General features: G+C 61.1%; 14 protein-coding genes. 9 read left to right on the plus strand and 5 right to left on the minus strand.

Translation table 11 applies throughout. The annotated features are described in order from the left end of the window. The first annotated feature begins 308 nt into the window (after window positions 1-308). The 4 genes from ACR30Z_RS07900 (at window position 309) to ACR30Z_RS07915 (ending at window position 4,117) form a co-directional block, all read left to right on the plus strand. Complete coding sequence (locus tag ACR30Z_RS07900) at window positions 309-1,727, plus strand: MFS transporter (protein ID WP_434371956.1); 1,419 nt, start codon at window positions 309-311, stop codon at window positions 1,725-1,727. Window positions 1,728-1,842: 115 nt separating this feature from the next. Further along, a complete protein-coding gene (locus ACR30Z_RS07905; protein ID WP_434372160.1) occupies window positions 1,843-2,655 on the plus strand; it encodes a sugar phosphate isomerase/epimerase family protein in 813 nt (270 codons plus the stop codon). Between the two features lie 112 nt (window positions 2,656-2,767). Next, window positions 2,768-3,565 (plus strand): SDR family NAD(P)-dependent oxidoreductase, encoded by a 798-nt coding sequence (locus ACR30Z_RS07910; RefSeq protein WP_144648087.1) that lies wholly within the window; start codon window positions 2,768-2,770, stop codon window positions 3,563-3,565. Between the two features lie 225 nt (window positions 3,566-3,790). Beyond that, window positions 3,791-4,117 (plus strand): competence protein CoiA family protein, encoded by a 327-nt coding sequence (locus tag ACR30Z_RS07915; protein WP_167510397.1) that lies wholly within the window; start codon window positions 3,791-3,793, stop codon window positions 4,115-4,117. Window positions 4,118-4,369: 252 nt separating this feature from the next. Here ACR30Z_RS07915 and ACR30Z_RS07920 read toward each other — a convergent pair whose 3' ends face one another. The 3 genes from ACR30Z_RS07920 to ACR30Z_RS07930 form a co-directional block, all read right to left on the minus strand. Beyond that, window positions 4,370-4,597, minus strand: coding sequence for a hypothetical protein (locus ACR30Z_RS07920; protein WP_434372162.1), 228 nt, complete (start codon window positions 4,595-4,597; stop codon window positions 4,370-4,372). A 353-nt stretch (window positions 4,598-4,950) separates the two neighbouring features. Then, window positions 4,951-6,180 carry an amidohydrolase gene (locus tag ACR30Z_RS07925; protein WP_434371958.1) on the minus strand — a complete coding sequence of 410 codons (1,230 nt, stop codon included), beginning with the start codon at window positions 6,178-6,180 and terminating at the stop codon, window positions 4,951-4,953. 25 nt (window positions 6,181-6,205) lie between these two features. Next, window positions 6,206-7,660, minus strand: a complete 1,455-nt coding sequence (locus tag ACR30Z_RS07930) for an MFS transporter (protein WP_144653364.1) — start codon at window positions 7,658-7,660, stop codon at window positions 6,206-6,208. Window positions 7,661-7,762: 102 nt separating this feature from the next. Here ACR30Z_RS07930 and ACR30Z_RS07935 point away from each other — a divergent pair, with 102 nt between their 5' ends. From ACR30Z_RS07935 to ACR30Z_RS07945, 3 genes are all read left to right on the plus strand, one after another. Then, window positions 7,763-8,767, plus strand: coding sequence for an Lrp/AsnC family transcriptional regulator (locus tag ACR30Z_RS07935; protein ID WP_244296961.1), 1,005 nt, complete (start codon window positions 7,763-7,765; stop codon window positions 8,765-8,767). Between the two features lie 45 nt (window positions 8,768-8,812). After that, entirely contained in the window at window positions 8,813-9,706 is an 894-nt protein-coding gene (locus ACR30Z_RS07940; RefSeq protein ID WP_144653362.1) for a LysR family transcriptional regulator, read from the plus strand. 131 nt (window positions 9,707-9,837) lie between these two features. Beyond that, window positions 9,838-11,208 carry an L-serine ammonia-lyase gene (locus ACR30Z_RS07945; RefSeq protein ID WP_434371961.1) on the plus strand — a complete coding sequence of 457 codons (1,371 nt, stop codon included), beginning with the start codon at window positions 9,838-9,840 and terminating at the stop codon, window positions 11,206-11,208. A gap of 519 nt (window positions 11,209-11,727) precedes the next feature. Here ACR30Z_RS07945 and ACR30Z_RS07950 read toward each other — a convergent pair. Continuing rightward, entirely contained in the window at window positions 11,728-12,024 is a 297-nt protein-coding gene (locus ACR30Z_RS07950) for a hypothetical protein (RefSeq protein ID WP_434371963.1), read from the minus strand. Window positions 12,025-12,218: 194 nt separating this feature from the next. Continuing rightward, window positions 12,219-12,449: a helix-turn-helix domain-containing protein gene (locus ACR30Z_RS07955; RefSeq protein WP_434371965.1), complete on the minus strand. Its 231-nt coding sequence runs from the start codon at window positions 12,447-12,449 to the stop codon at window positions 12,219-12,221. A 98-nt stretch (window positions 12,450-12,547) separates the two neighbouring features. On the opposite strand from ACR30Z_RS07955, the gene ACR30Z_RS07960 reads away from it, so the two are divergent. Further along, window positions 12,548-14,569, plus strand: coding sequence for an alpha/beta hydrolase (locus ACR30Z_RS07960; protein WP_434371967.1), 2,022 nt, complete (start codon window positions 12,548-12,550; stop codon window positions 14,567-14,569). Next, complete coding sequence (locus tag ACR30Z_RS07965) at window positions 14,566-15,081, plus strand: hypothetical protein (RefSeq protein ID WP_434371968.1); 516 nt, start codon at window positions 14,566-14,568, stop codon at window positions 15,079-15,081. The genes ACR30Z_RS07960 and ACR30Z_RS07965 overlap by 4 nt, the downstream gene beginning before the upstream one ends. Window positions 15,082-15,178 lie beyond the last annotated feature (97 nt).

Below are 15,178 nucleotides of genomic sequence, written 5' to 3' on the forward strand. Positions count from 1 at the left end.
GCTCGCGACGGGCTATGAGTGGCGTTGGCATGGGGCGAAGCCTCGCTACTGCACATTGACAAAGATCACATTCCATCCGTATCGTTGAATGCAACCGATCTCAGCAACCGATCTCATTCGGAAACCTGGGGGGTTTGTGAAAGCTTTTCTTCGCTTATTAGCGAGCAGCGCGGCCCGCCCCGCACCGGCCGTCTCCCTTGGGATTCGTCATCCGGTCGGACGCTTTTACAGACGGCCGCCCCCACACACCAGGTGCCCAGATCCAGCACTATAACCACAGCGCCAAACGTGAAAACATGGAGAGTTCAATGAAGACCTCAAAAGAAGCAGTCGGCAGTCCCGACACTTCGGGGCGTCCCGAAACGTCCAAACATCCGCGCCGCACCCTGAACCTGGTGGCAGGCACCATCGGCCACTTCGTAGAGTGGTACGACTGGTACATCTACGGGCTGCTCGCAGCGGTATTCTCGTCACAGATATTCCCCAGCGACTCTCCGTTCGCCTCCCTGATCGCCGCACTCCTGACATACGCCGTCGGGTTTGTTGTACGGCCACTGAGCGGCATCATCATCTCGCCACTGGCTGACCGTTTCGGACGGCGGCTCATCCTGACACTATCCGTCTCCGGGATGGCACTCGGCTCGCTCATCATCGGCCTCACCCCATCATTTGCGAGCATCGGCTATGCGGCACCCGTCCTCTTCCTGGTTGCCCGCGTCATCCAGGGCATTTCGGCCGGCAGCGAGGGCCAAAGCGCCATCGCCTTCATGGTCGAACACGCTCCAGCGAACAGGCGAGGCCTGTTTGGTTCCTTCACCAACATGGCAAGTGGCCTCGCAACCCTGGCAGCCACCGGCGCAGCAGCAATGGTGACGTCATCGTTCTCCACCGCCGATCTCGCCGCATGGGGATGGCGCATCCCCTTCGTTGTTGGCGGCTTCCTCGGCATCGTCGGCCTGATCCTGAGGGCCCGGGCTGAAGAAACCCCCGAATTCGAAGCAGAAGCCCTGGTCGACCAGAAGTCCGCTGCGGCGCGCCTGAAGGACCTGCTTCGCGAACACCCCAAGGCCCTGCTTCAGGCAGCTGCACTCTCCGCACCAGCCGTGGCCTACTACACCTGGGCAACCTTCCTTCCCACGTACGCCAAACTCACCAGCGGCCGGGACCTCTCGTCCACACTCGCAGGAAGCGTTATCGGACTGGCCCTGTTGGTGATTATCGTACCGACGTGCGGCGCACTCTCTGATCGACTCGGCCGGCGTAAAATCTTCCCCATCATGGGCGCCATCGGCATGATCGTTCTCTTCTACCCCTTGCTCCTGCTCCTCAACCAGCCGGGCTTCTGGGTATACGTCCTGGTATCGGCCTCCGGGTGGGTAGTTCTCGGCATCTGGCAGTCGGTCTATCCGACCATCCAGGCCGAACTGTTCCCGGCCTCCGTCCGGGTATCAGGCATCGGCTTCGCGCATCAGATCGTGATTGCCGTCTTTGGTGGAACTGCACCTCTGATCGCTGCCGCATTTGTCGGAGCCGGGCAGCCGATGCTCGTCGCTGTCTACATGATCGTCGTCGTCGCCTTGTGCCTCGTCGTGTACTTCACGCTGCCGGAGACCGGCAACCGCGGCGACCGTTCCACGGTGGCACTCGCAGACCCTGAGGTACTCGAAGGCGAAAAGTTGGTTTCGGGCACGACCTCGATGGTCGACGTCTCCCGGCACTCCAAATAGACGGTCGGATCGGAGCTGCGGCAGCTCGGCCGCAGCTCAAAATTTATAGTGCGTTATGAAGGGAAGCCTTTTCTCCATGGCGCGGAACTGAGAGGACTTCTCCTACGTGAACAGCATGATTATCAATACGTTTTCATATCTTTGGTCAGCGACGGCGATCGATGCGATAGCCGAGCTTGTCGACAACGGCTCCAAAACGTTCGAGGTTCCAGTCAGTTCTCCGCACTGCTGGCCGGACGAGCTACCAACCTCCGAACGCACGGCAATCCAGGACAGGCTCAGCCGGTACGGTGCGAAAATACGGTCCTTGAACGCTGGCGGATATGACATCAACCTGGCCAGCCCCGGGGCCAGCATGCGCCGCAAAAGTATCGACCACATCAAGTCGGTCATCGACTTGGCTGCCGCTTGGGACGTACCCGAGGTTGTGATCTCCCCCGGCACCCGCCGCCCCATGATCTCCCCCTCGCTCGAAAGCGTCCACGGATGGATGTATGAAAGTCTGGAAAGTCTCATCCCGGTGGCCAAGCAGGCTGGCACTCGGTTGCTCTTCGAAAACACCCCATACTGCTTCACTCCCACAATTCAGGACTTGGCAGGTGTCGTCAGCACGATCAACGACGATTCAGTCAAGATCGTCTACGACGTCGCCAACGCCGCCTACATCGGAGAAGATCCCGTCGCTGGTCTGCGGGAGCATCACAAGGCCATCGGACTGGTGCACATTTCCGACACCGGCGTGGACACTTGGGGTCACGACCCCATCGGCACGGGAGTCATTGACTGGGCTGGGCTGGGCGACGCCGTCAAGGACACATGCGGCGTCGGGAATGTCGTTCTGGAGATCATCCGTGAGGACAATCCGGTCCACGAATTCGCGAAAGCAATGCAGGACCTCAAGAACCACGGATGGGAACTGGAGAGTTAACTCCTTACGCCGAAAACCGGGCGCCACCAAGAATTTATTCAAGCATGGAAGAAACAGGCATTGTTGAGATCCAATCTTCAATGCGAATCAACGTGAAAGAGGAGTTTGTGTAATGAGGGCTTTGGTCAGCGGCGGAAGCAGCGGAATCGGCGCAGCAGCATCCCTGAGACTCACGGAGGCAGCCCTTTCGCGCGGGGAGCAGCCAATGATTGCAGTCTGCGGACACGAATCAAACAGCAGCCAAGAGCAGGTCGTTCGTTCAATCCAGGCCATGGGAGGCACCGCCATCGCACTGGCCGGTGATCTCGGCGACCCCAACGTGCCAAGCCAGCTGGTCAAAGCTGCAGTTGCAGAATTCGGTGGCTTGGACGCGTTGGTAGCCAATGCCGGAATCGCCAACCCCGGACCCATATGCGACGTCTCCCTTGAAGACTGGGACGCAATGTTCTCGGTCAACCTGCGCGGCTCATGGCTTCTCGCCAAAGCAAGCTACCAGCACCTGAAGGACAGCCACGGCGCCGCCTGTTTCACCTCGTCCATGTCCGGTCAACAACCACACGCGGGATCCGGCGCCTACAGCCCAAGCAAGGCCGCGCTGACAATGTTGGCCCAGACACTCGCATTGGAATGGGCACCCGACGGCATCCGCGTCAACGTAGTCTCCCCCGGCATGACCCATACTCGGATGACCGAAAAAATGTATGAAGATCCCAAAATCAAGAAGGCCCGGGAAGAAATTATCCCGCTTGCAAGAATAGGAGATCCGATGGACATCGCCAACGTGATCGAATTTCTCGTAAGCCCACTATCCGGCTACGTCACCGGTCAAGATATCTGCGTCGATGGCGGCTTCTCTAAGTCCATCCTTAGCCATATCCCCGGACGACCCAGCTCGAAAAAACAGGCCTGAAGGCCGGACATGGGCCGCAGGGGCTACCTGCGGCCCATGACCAACAGAGCGCCGAATCGTCTCCAGAACAAACACAGCAGGCAATGAGGTGCCGAAACTTATCCCGCCCAAGCTGGTGACTGGCACGGACTCGCGGGATACAGGCGTTCGCGAGGTGGCCGGCTGCGGAGCTTATTGATGGCCGTTCGAACTTCAGTTGGCAATACACGAGGAGGCACCTTGTATATGGCAAAAAGCATATTGGATGGCACGGAATGGACCGCAACAGAATTTGCAGAGCTACTCCCGGAAGAACAGAGAGCAACCCGCCAGGAATTGGCATGCCTTTCTTGTGACGGACGGGCGGTGTTCCGAGCGGGACAGCAGCGTCAGCCATCGTTCGCAGCCAGACACCGGCAGGACTGCCGATTGGTTTCCAGGCCGTGGAGCGCCTTTAGATTCCTTGCAGAAGCAGGACGAGGTACTCAACGTGCCGTACGCATGGTTCCACAAATTGATCACCACACTTCGCCGGCTGTTTCGAGCACTGATGGCTTGTCACGGACACCATGACGAGTTTGAGCCTGGGCTCGAGCAAACCCTGTTCGCCTAGATCAATTCAGCTTCGTTGCTTGGAGGCGCCACCAGCTCGGGGGCTGCCAAGCGGGTTGTCCCGGACTTCGGTCCCTACCGCCAGCGCGTCTGCCCTCCGCAGGGGGCTGCTCTCGCTGTTTGGCACTGTCCTGGCGGCTAGTTGCTGACCTACAGAGGTGCTCATCACACGTGTGCATATCGGCTTTAGACGGCCCCCTCTATGGTGATAAGTCAAGCCTTGAGCGTCCGGAGTTGGCGTGCGCTGAGGCGTTGGAGGCAGTGGCAGACTTCCCTTAGTCTCCTGCCTTCTGCGGTGCGACGCTCGATGTAGGCACGGGTGGCGGGGTCTGTGAGGCTTCGGGTCCGGGCGACGACGTCTAGCTCTAGCGCCCGGTTGAGTTGCCGGTCTCCGTACCGGTTGAACTGGCGCCTGGCCTTGTTGCTTGAAGATGGCGGGATGGGGCTGGCGCCGGCGAGGGCTGCGAAGGCCGCTTCCGAGCGGACCCGGCCGTGGTGAGCATGCGGCGAGTAGAATCGCCGCGGTCACCGGGCCAACCCCGCGGACGTCCAGGACTCTCAAGGCCATGAGCTCGGCATGCTTCGCCAGGGCGCGCTGGTTGCCCTCCAGCTCCGCGCCGAGAGTGAGGACGGCATCCAATCGGCCCGGGGGGTTCGTTAACACGGCACGGCAAGCTCGTATGTCTTGCGGCAAACGCCCACCCCCTCTGTCGCGCTGAGCATGGACCCGACGCGACGAGGTGGCGCCCCTTAGCGTTTCGACTAAGAGACGCCACCGGTCAACCTTCCGGAAATCAGGCTTCCAGCGTGACCGTAGTGGCCCCGGGGACCCGCGCAGTCTGAAGTTCAAGCAGTTCGGCCCGGAGTGAGGTGTCCAGAGCCGCATCCAGAACCGTGAGTGCCAGGACGGTGGCGCCGTCGAGGATGGCTTCGTCCGCCTCCGGTGAGATGGCGGCGGCGGTGAAGTCCGGGTGGTGCGGGACCGCGGTGCTGTTGCGGACCACTACCATGCCGTGCACGGACGGGATTACTTGGGAGACGTTGCCCATATCGGAGGAGCCGCCGCCGAAGATGGGCGACGTGTCCACGGGCCTTCCGACAGCTTCCATGTTGGCGTCCCATGCTTCACCCAGCCCGGCGTGGGTATTGAGCGGAGCGTAGGGGTGTTCGGTCTGCCGGTGCGTCCACGTGCATCCGGTGGCGATGGCCGCACCTTCGAAGCACGCGAGGACTCGCCGCTTGAGGTCCCGCCACACGTCGACGTCTCCTGCGCGGACTTCCACCTGAACTGTGGAGTCGCCTGCGATGACGTTTGTTGCGCCGCCGCCGTGCGAGATGAACGCGTTGGTGTTTGCGTTCTCCGGCAGGTGCTGCCGCAGGACGGCCATGTTCATCAGCGCCAGGCTCGCCGCCGCACCGGCGTTGATGGCCTTGTCCGGGGCGCCGGCTGCATGGGCTTCGCTGCCTTTGAACTGGACTTCGAAGCGCTCGACGGCGGCCATGCCGATGGCCGCAGCGCTCCGCTCAGTGCCCGTCATGCCATGCACCATGAGGGAGAACGCTGCGTCCTCCCACGCTCCTGCCTGGAGCAGTGAGACTTTTCCCCCGCCGTGTTCTTCCGCGGGGGTGCCGAGGAGTTTGATCCGTAGTCCGGCGGCGTCGGCCACGGGCTTGAGGGCCAGCGCGGCGCCCACACCGGCTGCTGCGATCATGTTGTGTCCGCACGCATGGCCGACTTCGGGGAGGGCATCGTATTCGGCACAGATGACCACGGTCAGTTCGCCGCTGCCGTAGACGGCCTCGATCGCCGTCGGAACATCATAGGCGCGTTCGGTCACTTCGAAGCCGCCGTCTCGGAGGACAGCGGCCACGGCCGCTGCTGAGTCGTGTTCTTCCCAGGAGATCTCTGCCAGTGCGTGGACCTTGTGGCTAAGTTCCAGGATGGAAGGCCCGACGGCGGCAGCGGACTCGCGTACGGTGTCGCGCAGGGTGTCCTGGGAGGTGGTGTCGATGGAAACGGTCATTGTTGATCCTTCGTGTCGAGGTGAATTAGTTGGCAGGTTCGAGGACGTCGTCGACATTCGATGACGATGTGGTTGATTCGACCGGTGTGGTCCGGGCTTGGCGGATGAAGAGCACGGCCACGGCGAAGAGGACGCAGACTCCGGCGCAGATCCACCAGACGGCGTGGAAGGACAGTTCGGTGGCGGCCCGCGTTCCGTTGGCGGTTGGTGTGGTGAGTGCTGCCATCAGCAGCGCGAAGAGTGCACCGGCGACTCCTCCGGCGGCGGTGCGGGCTGTGTTGTACAGCCCCGAGGCGATCCCTACTGAATCGGCTGCTGCGCGCTGGACCACCAATGTGGGGAGCGTGCCGCTGACCAGCCCTGCGCCGAGCCCGGCCATGACGAGCCACGCCGAGAAGGTCACCAGGGTACCCGGCGCCAGGATCATCAGGACATACGCGATGGCGCTGAGCCCTCCTCCAAGCGCGACACTCCGCGGGCCGCCGATCAGCCGGGATGCCCGGTCGCTGAGCGAGGCACCCAGGAAGGCCGCAAGCGCCATGATGCTGAGCATCGTTCCAGCGGCAGAGGCTGCAGCGCCGAAGCCGAATCCCAGCGTGGCCGGATCGGAGCGCAGGTAGACGGAGATGGGTGCTTGCGCGCCGAACAGTTGCGCGCCGTAAAGGAAGGCGACGACAATCGGGAGACCAATGCCGCCACGAAGGAGCATGGTGAGGTCCACCAGGGGGTGTTCTGTCCTGCGGGCTGAAACCACCCAGCCGGCCAAGAGGGCAATGCCGACCACCATCGCGAGGGCCGTGGTCAGCGGGGGCCACGTTGAGAGATTTGAAGCGCCTCCCAGGAGAGCCGCCAAGCCACCGCCAAGCAGTGCAGCACCGAGATAATCCACCCGGCCTTTGCTCCGCAACGGGCTTTCCTTGACGAAGAACGCGATGCCGGGGACGCACAGGGCCATGAAGATCGCTGGCATCAACAGAGTGATGGAAAGGCTCTCAGTCACGTCCAGGACAAATCCGGCCAGGAAACCGCCGATCGTCGCGCCGAGGGTCAATGCCGCCACGAGCCTGCCGATGCTTCGCCCGGAGCGTTCAGAGTCGCGTTGATGGACGATGGCGAATTCCAAAGGGAGGAAAACGGCCAGCGGGGCTTGGATAGCACGTCCCAGAAGGAACAGTTCGTAGTTTGGGGCGAAGGCAACCAAGACGGAAGCCGCGGCAACGATGGCCGTGGAGATCATGAGTATCCGCTTGTGGCCGTGGATGTCACCCAGTTTGGACAGCAAAGGGACCACCAACACTGTCGCCAGCAAGTAGGCGGCGCTGATCCAATTCAGCGATGCTGCCGAGACTCCATGGTGTTCACCAATGGAAGAGAACAATGGATTCAGCCAGCCCTGAAGGATGCCACTGCCAAGCTCCATGACCACCAGGAAACCGACGGCTCCTGCCGCCGTGGTGGATTTCTGCGCCGTTGTACGCATGTGCGCTCCGATGTGATGAGAAGTGAACGGGATCACAACATCATGGAAGTGCCGTGTTTCCAATTGATGAAATTGCAGCTTTCCATGGATACTCTGTTTTCTATGCCGGAAAACATGCTTGATCCCCTCGAGGAGCGTCTCATCCATGCTCTTCAGATCGAAGGCCGGGCGCCATGGAGTGAACTCGCCCCCATGATCGGAGTCGACGCCGTAACCCTCGCCAGGCGCTGGGACTCCCTGAGGGAACGCGGGCTCGCATGGGTCACCGGTATCTTCCCCGACGGAGCATCGGCACTGGTGGACATCACGTGCAAACCCCAGCAAACGGGCGAAGTGGCACGCCAACTGGCACAGATCCCGGAAGTGATGACCCTCGACCACACCTCCGGCGGACGGGATCTGTTGGCCACGGTCCTCGCCGACACCCCGCTCTCCATCTGGGACACAGTCACCAACCGCATCGGAGGTTTGGAAGGCGTCAGGAATACCCAGACCCACCTCGTTACCGAAGTAGTCATGGAGGCCTCCGATTGGAGACTCCGCGCCCTCACAACACAAGAGGCAGCAAGGGTCCCCCGCCCCCGCCCACCACGGGCAAGGGCGCCGCGGACCGTGCACCCGGACGTCGAAGCCGCGCTCCGCCATTGCCTGGCCGAAGATGGGCGGCGCCCCGTCAGCCGGATTGCCGCAGAACATGGCCTAAGCGAGCAGCGCGTCGCGGATGGACTGGCCCGCATGCGCGCCGATGGCATGCTGCGGATACGCACGGACGTCGCGCGGACGGTCACGGGTTGGCCCGTGTACGCCTGGTACTTCATGCGGACCGCCGCCAAGCACGTTCAGCAGATGAAAGGGCTCATGGCTAAGATTCCTGAAGCCCGAACGGCGCTGGCCGTCGCGAGCCAGTACAACCTTGTGGTGGCCGTTTGGCTGAAGGAAATGTCCGATGTCATGCGCTTCGAGGCTGCGATGGAAGCTGCAGTGCCGAGCGCCCGCATCGTTGACCGCAGCGTGGTGTTCAGGATGAGCAAGCACCTGGGCCGGCTCATCGATGAACAAGGGGCCGCGACGCTGGGATTCGTCCACCCGTCGTCGGAAAGTAGCTGAGACCGCAGTTCTGAGGTTAAGTGGTCCTAAACCCTGGGAGGTCCCGTGCTCGATATCCGACGCCTGCAAATCCTCAAGACCCTTGAGGTTGAGGGAACCATGACGGCCGTTGCCGCCAAGCTCCATATGACAACGTCGGCGGTCAGCCAGCAGCTGGCCGTGCTTGAACGGGAGGCCGGGCTTGCGCTCCTGATCCGTGCCGGCCGGAAAGTGCGGCTGACGGAAGCCGGAGTCATGCTGGTGAAGCATTTTGGCCGGATAGCTGCTGAAGTTGAGGCGGCCGAGGCGAACTTAAAGAAGCTTCAGACAGATGTCCGTGGACACCTCGCCATCAGCGCTTTCCCCAGCTTTTGCAGCACGGTGCTCCCCGCCGCCGTCATGTCCCTTCAGGCCAGCTACCCGCGACTCGACATCACCGTGTCCGACCTCGAACCATTCGAAAGTGTGGCCCAGTTGAGGGAAGGGCACATCGATGTCGCAGTGGTGGATGACCTGCACGACATCCAGGATGAGGGGCTCGTGAAGACTATTCTGGCCCGCGATGAAATCATCCTCTGCCTCCCCCAGGACCGGGAGGCACCGGTTGCTGCGACGCTGGCCGACTACGCCGATGAACGGTGGATCCTGGACCAGGAAGGCAGCGTCTTTGAGCAATTCGTCCTGCAAACCTGCCGCGATGCTGGATTCGAGCCGAACGTCATAGCCCACTGTCGAAACCTGATGGCCACTCTGGGATTGGTCCGTGGTGGCCTCGGGGTCGCCTTGATGAGTGAACTGAACCTCGGCCGGGAAACGGAAGACCTGGTGGTGCGTCGAGTAGATCCAAGCTGCGGCCGCAACATCATTGTCTTGCACCGGGCGGCCAGCCGGGAATCGCCGGCAGTAGCCGCCGTCGTCGACGAACTGCGGAAAGCGACCGACGCCCGCCCGAAAGCTTGACGCGCGTTGGCGACCAGGCCAATTGTTAAGTTTTGCTTGACGTTCCGTTCAAAATTTTCCGATAGACGCTGATCGAGTTCGCACCCAAGCTGGTAGGACACCCCACACCAAACCTGCTTCGGAGGTATTCCATGGCTTTGAGTGCCCTTGACCTTTTTTCGATCGGAATCGGCCCCTCGTCGTCCCACACTGTGGGGCCAATGCGCGCCGCCCGCTCGTTCGTCGAAGAACTGGAGAGGGAAAGAAAGTTCGACGCCGTTGATCGCGTTCACGCTGGACTGTTCGGTTCCTTGGGGGCTACCGGACGCGGGCACGGCTCGGACAAGGCGGTCATCCTGGGATTCATGGGCGAGTCGCCGGAAACCGTAGACACATTGACGGCAGACAATGTGGTTAACGAAGCCACTAAGGCCGGGAAGATACTGCTTGCAGGGCGCCGAATGATCACGTTCAACAGAACCAAGGACGTGGTGCTCCACCTGCGCAAGTCATTGCCTGCGCATCCCAACGGAATGCGGTTCCAGGCTTTCGACAACCAGGGAACAGTGCTGAGCGAACGCGTCTACTATTCCGTGGGTGGCGGATTCGTCGTTGACGAGAATGACGTTGGGAACTCGCATCCCGAGACGATACAGCTCCCCTACCCGTTCTCAAACGCCCAGGACCTGTTGGCCCACTGCAAGCGTGAAGACCTGTCCATCAGCGACATCATGCTCGCCAACGAAAGCGCTTGGCGCAGCGAGGAGGAAACCCGCGCGCAATTGATGCACATCTGGGAAACCATGAAAGAGTGCGTGTCACGAGGCTGTAGCCGATCGGAAGAACACCTGCCCGGGAACTTGATGGTCCGCCGTCGTGCGCCCCGACTGCTGGCGGACCTGCAAGCGAAAGACGACACCAGCGATCCTTTGCGGGCGGTGGACTGGGTGAACCTCTTTGCCCTGGCGGTGAACGAAGAGAACGCCACGGGTGGGCGCGTCGTCACCGCCCCCACCAACGGCGCTGCCGGAATCATTCCAGCGGTATTGCACTACTACATGATGTTCACGCCTGGAGCCACCGAAGAATCGGTGATCCGATTCCTCCTCACCGCAGCTGCCATAGGTGTCCTGTTCAAGCAAAACGCCTCGATCTCGGGCGCCGAAGTGGGCTGCCAAGGGGAAGTCGGCTCAGCCTGTTCCATGGCAGCTGGCGCACTATGCGAAATTCTGGGCGGCACACCCCAGCAGGTGGAGAACGCCGCCGAAATCGGGATTGAACACAACCTTGGCCTTACCTGCGACCCCGTTGGTGGCCTGGTCCAGATCCCATGCATCGAACGCAACGCCATGGCCAGCAACAAAGCCATCAACGCTGCACGGATCAGCCTGCGCGGAGACGGCGTCCACCATGTCAGCCTCGACACCGCCATCAAGACAATGCGAGAAACAGGTGCCGACATGAAGAGCAAGTACAAAGAAACGTCCCGGGGTGGCCTCGCCGTCAACGTGATCGCTTGCTGAGGCCCGCGGTGGCCTCCCTTACGGAGTGGACTGGAGGACTTGTGGATGGAGGGAGCTTATTGGAGATACTTGAAAGCGCTCCAGGGGCGGGCACTACACCTCAGGCACAACGTTGTGCCCAGTAGAGTCTCGAGAGACACACCAGCAGCACACTGACGACCCGGATCCATCACAGCACGCAAGTGACGTGGTTTCTCGCGGGTGTCCGCGGTGTCATGGCGTGTTAGCCATGACACCGCGTTTGTTCTACCGTGCAGTGGCCGGCGTCTCTGACGCCCGTGGATGAGCAAAGCCAAGCCCTGATTAGGGTCGCGAGGCGGAGGCCTAAGGCCTCCCCCCGCCCAGCCATGTTCAGTTCTGAAGTTGATCCACTTCGGCCGATTCTGATTCGGTCGTGACGTCTTTTACTCGGAGACTTTGTGCCACAACAGAATTCCGGCGTCCGTATGCGAGGTAGATGCCAGCGCCGAGCTGGAGCCAATTTCATGGTTGACGATCGACACTGAGTACCACGTCGTCTCACCGCTCGCTCATGCAGGCGGCCGCCGTGTTGACCTGCAGCGTCTCACCGACAACGGTCACAGTCTTGCCTAGTTCGACTCCACGGCGTTCATCACCGTGGATGGAAGCGTGCCTGAAAGTTGGGAGGCCCGCATCCATGAGGGCGTCATGCCGGTGTTCCCACCCGCCACCTGACAGGTGCCCGGGTTCTGGGAGGACTAGTACGACGGCGACCCCGCCGCGGCAGAGGCGGTCAGGCAGGAACTCTGGAAGATCATCGGTGGCACGCCCTTTCCGAATGTGCGTGACCTGCATGGTCCCCTGACCTCACTGGAACTATGCTCCGCCGCGGAGCTCATCTTGGGAAATTCCGGTACAAAATTCGCCCGGGCCCTGCTGTGCATGTTGGAACCGCTGGGTGACGAGGAAGCCGGATCCCAACACAGCCGACTGATTCGCCGGAGTCGTTTGGGACATCTGGTGACATCGCTGATGGATAGGCCAGGTACTCATTCCGGCAGCTCGCCGGCGGCAATCCGCTCGGCGGTCAGGGTGTACGCCTCAATGATGTAGTCCTCGACATCCGCGGCAGCAATGCGCCAGATGTTTCTACCTCCAACCTGGATGCCGCGCAGATCCCCGGCTTTCGGCAGCGTCCTGATCTGGCTCACGGAGACATTGAGTTCCTGGGCGACCTGTTCAATAGTCAGGCACCGGCGCTTCTTCTTTTTGTCGGACACCCGCCCATCCTTAAAACCGTCCGGCTGCGTAGACCCTCAAGAGAAGCAATCAACAGTTATGCTAGTCGTTGGATTTATTGTCTTGTTGGGGGGCAGGCGTGGGGATTGCTTTTGACGATGGAGCAGCCGATGCGCTGATCCGTGCCGCGAACTCCGCCGACGAGGTTCTGCGCGCCGAGGGAGGCTTCCTGTACGGGGCCGTGGAGCAGGCAGTGCAGGACTTCAACGGCGGCTACGGGCGTCTGTTCAAGGACGCCTGCGGCATCAGGTCCGATGATCGCGGCAAGCTTGCGGGTGTCCTCGCGGTTCTGGCCGAGGACGTCGGCGAGGCCAAGCACAGGGCCCAGCAAGAGAAAGCCCGGCAAAAGAACATAGACGCCTGGCAGCAACGCGACAATATCCGCAAACAGCAACTGCTCTCCGGTGACATCGCGGAGGCATCCGCGACAGTCGCCACCATGATCCTTGACCCGATGCCCGAGAGCACGCCGGTCCCGGCACCGGCTGTTTCAGCTGTGTTTTCTGCGCGGGACCGGCCCCGGTTCGCCGGCGGGCCGGGAACCGGAACCACCTCAGCTGATCCGGGCAAACTGCGCGGCTTCGCGTCGGTGTCCCGGACGGCCACGAACACCCTGAGCTCACACTTTGTCGCAGTCCGGAATGCCTGGAACAGCTTCACAGCATCCTGTTCCTGGGCGAACATCGAGACTGAATCCTTTGTCGCTGGTTTTGAGCGGCTCCTCGCTGCCAACGCGGCAGACGCCGATTGGATAGAGCAGGTCGCCACCGCATTCGAAACAGCAGGCAGCGGCGCTATAGCCGACAGCATGCTCAACGGCCTCTTCATACAGTACGCAGCGCCAAACCAAGTGGGGCTGAACGACATCGCGGGCCTGAACGCCGCGCAACTGAAGGTTTGGCTCGGTAGCGGTGGCACGGCCCGGCTGCGGGAACTCCTGACCCAACCAGGACTGGACCCCGTAGCCACGGCCACGTGGTGGTCTGGCCTCGGCCACACCGTCGAGCCTGCCACCGGGAATGTCACCGTTGGTGAAGAACAGCACCTTCTGATCGATGCACTTCCGGACGTTATCGGGAACCTGAACGTTGTTACCGCGACCGCCAGGGACCTTGCCAACCGCAAAAAGTTGCTGCAGATGCACGACTACTGGAAGAAGTACCGCGAAGAGCACGGCGGAGAAGTTGATGAAGACTCCCAGGAAGGCATGGTCAACAAAGTCTGGGAATCGCTCTACGACAGCGAGGGCAACGAAAAAGTCGTCGATACGGACGACGCGTCGTCGATCTTTCAACTCGTGAGCTTCGTTCCCTTTGGCCGGGGGCAGGGATCGGAGACCGGGTTCGGTGCATCTATTTCCGTGGGAGACCTCGACGCCGCCAAGCACGTCACCTACCAGCTCCCCGGGCTGAACACCACCATCAGCAAAGACACGGCATCGAAGGCCCTGCAAGCGGCTGACCAGCGTCTTGATCAACGTACGCTCGCTTCACGTCACGGGCTTAATCCTGACCGGATCGCTGTTGTTGCCTGGATTGGTGTTGAACCGGCCCAGGGTCTGGGTGTGTTCAGCAATGACCAGGCAAAAGTCGTAGGGGCGGCCCTTAGCAACGACGTGACAGGGTTCAACGCCGTTCACCAAAACCTCAACAACGCAGCCATGACAACAGCCGTTGGACATTCCATGGGATCCCTCGGGGCCATGGAGGCAGCAAAAACCGAGCTGCCTGTCGATAACCTCGTGCTGGTCGGTGACGTTGGTGCCCCTGATAGCGTGACCTCCGTGAACGATCTCCACCTGAACCCCGGCGGCACTGTTTACCGGGGAAGCTACGACTGGGACCACGTAGCTGAAGTCGGGCATGGGCTCGGATGGCAGCGTAAGAGTACCGAAGACCCCGGATTCGGTGCCATCACCTTTGGAACGGACGGCACCACCGCACCCGATGGCACCATTGAGCAGCCCACCAAAACCCACGACGGACAAACCGGCGGCAGGGACGGCGTCTATGGCTATTTTGATCGCGGCACCGAGTCAAGCAGCAACCAAGCCAAGATCGCCTTGGGCTTGAGTGACCAACTCACGAATGTGAAACGATGACCACCATGTCTTTGCGAAGATTTCTCATCCAGGGCCTTGTTGTTGCCATACTCGCTGTTCTCACGGGGTGCGGAACAACGCCGAGCACCAACACACCTACCAGCACCGCGGAGCAGACTATGGGACCAGAACAAGCCCGCACCGAATACCTCGACATCTTCACGGCAGTCCAAGCCCTCGCCCCTGGAGACTGGACGAAAACTACACCCGATAAACCCGGAATGGCGTGCCCCCTCCCGGACGGGACCGAGGGCACTCGGTTCAATTACGACAGTACACGCAGCGTGATCTCAGAAGATCAGGCGGAAGAAATACATAAGACGGTAAAGGAAGTCTTTGAGAGCAAAGGGCTAAGAGTTGTACAAACCCAGCCCTCGGGAGCGAACCGAGACCAGACGACCACAGGCTTTGGCGATGGCAAGTTCTCCATGCAGCTTGGAACGAGCAGCTTCGGAACCACACTCGGCGGCAACACCCGATGCGCGCCGGATCCCGAGGGCAAATTCCGGTAGGAATCAGTGACCCCGACAAGGATTGCGGGATGTACCCAAGTATCTCCGCGGTTTTCATCGACGCTGAGATGAGACCGTGCAAGTTCCTAATTTTTTT

This window comes from Paenarthrobacter sp. FR1, assembly GCF_051106045.1.
In the GTDB taxonomy this organism is placed as follows: domain Bacteria; phylum Actinomycetota; class Actinomycetes; order Actinomycetales; family Micrococcaceae; genus Arthrobacter; species Arthrobacter nitroguajacolicus_A.

Excerpts from the sequence above, each read along its gene's own strand:
- ACR30Z_RS07915 (WP_167510397.1), top strand. The coding sequence starts at position 3,791 with ATGGCAAAAAGCATATTGGATGGCACGGAATGGACCGCAACAGAATTT.
- ACR30Z_RS07905 (WP_434372160.1), top strand. The coding sequence starts at position 1,843 with ATGATTATCAATACGTTTTCATATCTTTGGTCAGCGACGGCGATCGAT.
- ACR30Z_RS07930 (WP_144653364.1), bottom strand. The coding sequence starts at position 7,660 with ATGCGTACAACGGCGCAGAAATCCACCACGGCGGCAGGAGCCGTCGGT.
- ACR30Z_RS07925 (WP_434371958.1), bottom strand. The coding sequence starts at position 6,180 with ATGACCGTTTCCATCGACACCACCTCCCAGGACACCCTGCGCGACACC.
- ACR30Z_RS07945 (WP_434371961.1), top strand. The coding sequence starts at position 9,838 with ATGGCTTTGAGTGCCCTTGACCTTTTTTCGATCGGAATCGGCCCCTCG.
- ACR30Z_RS07910 (WP_144648087.1), top strand. The coding sequence starts at position 2,768 with ATGAGGGCTTTGGTCAGCGGCGGAAGCAGCGGAATCGGCGCAGCAGCA.
- ACR30Z_RS07900 (WP_434371956.1), top strand. The coding sequence starts at position 309 with ATGAAGACCTCAAAAGAAGCAGTCGGCAGTCCCGACACTTCGGGGCGT.
- ACR30Z_RS07950 (WP_434371963.1), bottom strand. The coding sequence starts at position 12,024 with ATGCAGGTCACGCACATTCGGAAAGGGCGTGCCACCGATGATCTTCCA.
- ACR30Z_RS07965 (WP_434371968.1), top strand. The coding sequence starts at position 14,566 with ATGACCACCATGTCTTTGCGAAGATTTCTCATCCAGGGCCTTGTTGTT.
- ACR30Z_RS07935 (WP_244296961.1), top strand. The coding sequence starts at position 7,763 with ATGCCGGAAAACATGCTTGATCCCCTCGAGGAGCGTCTCATCCATGCT.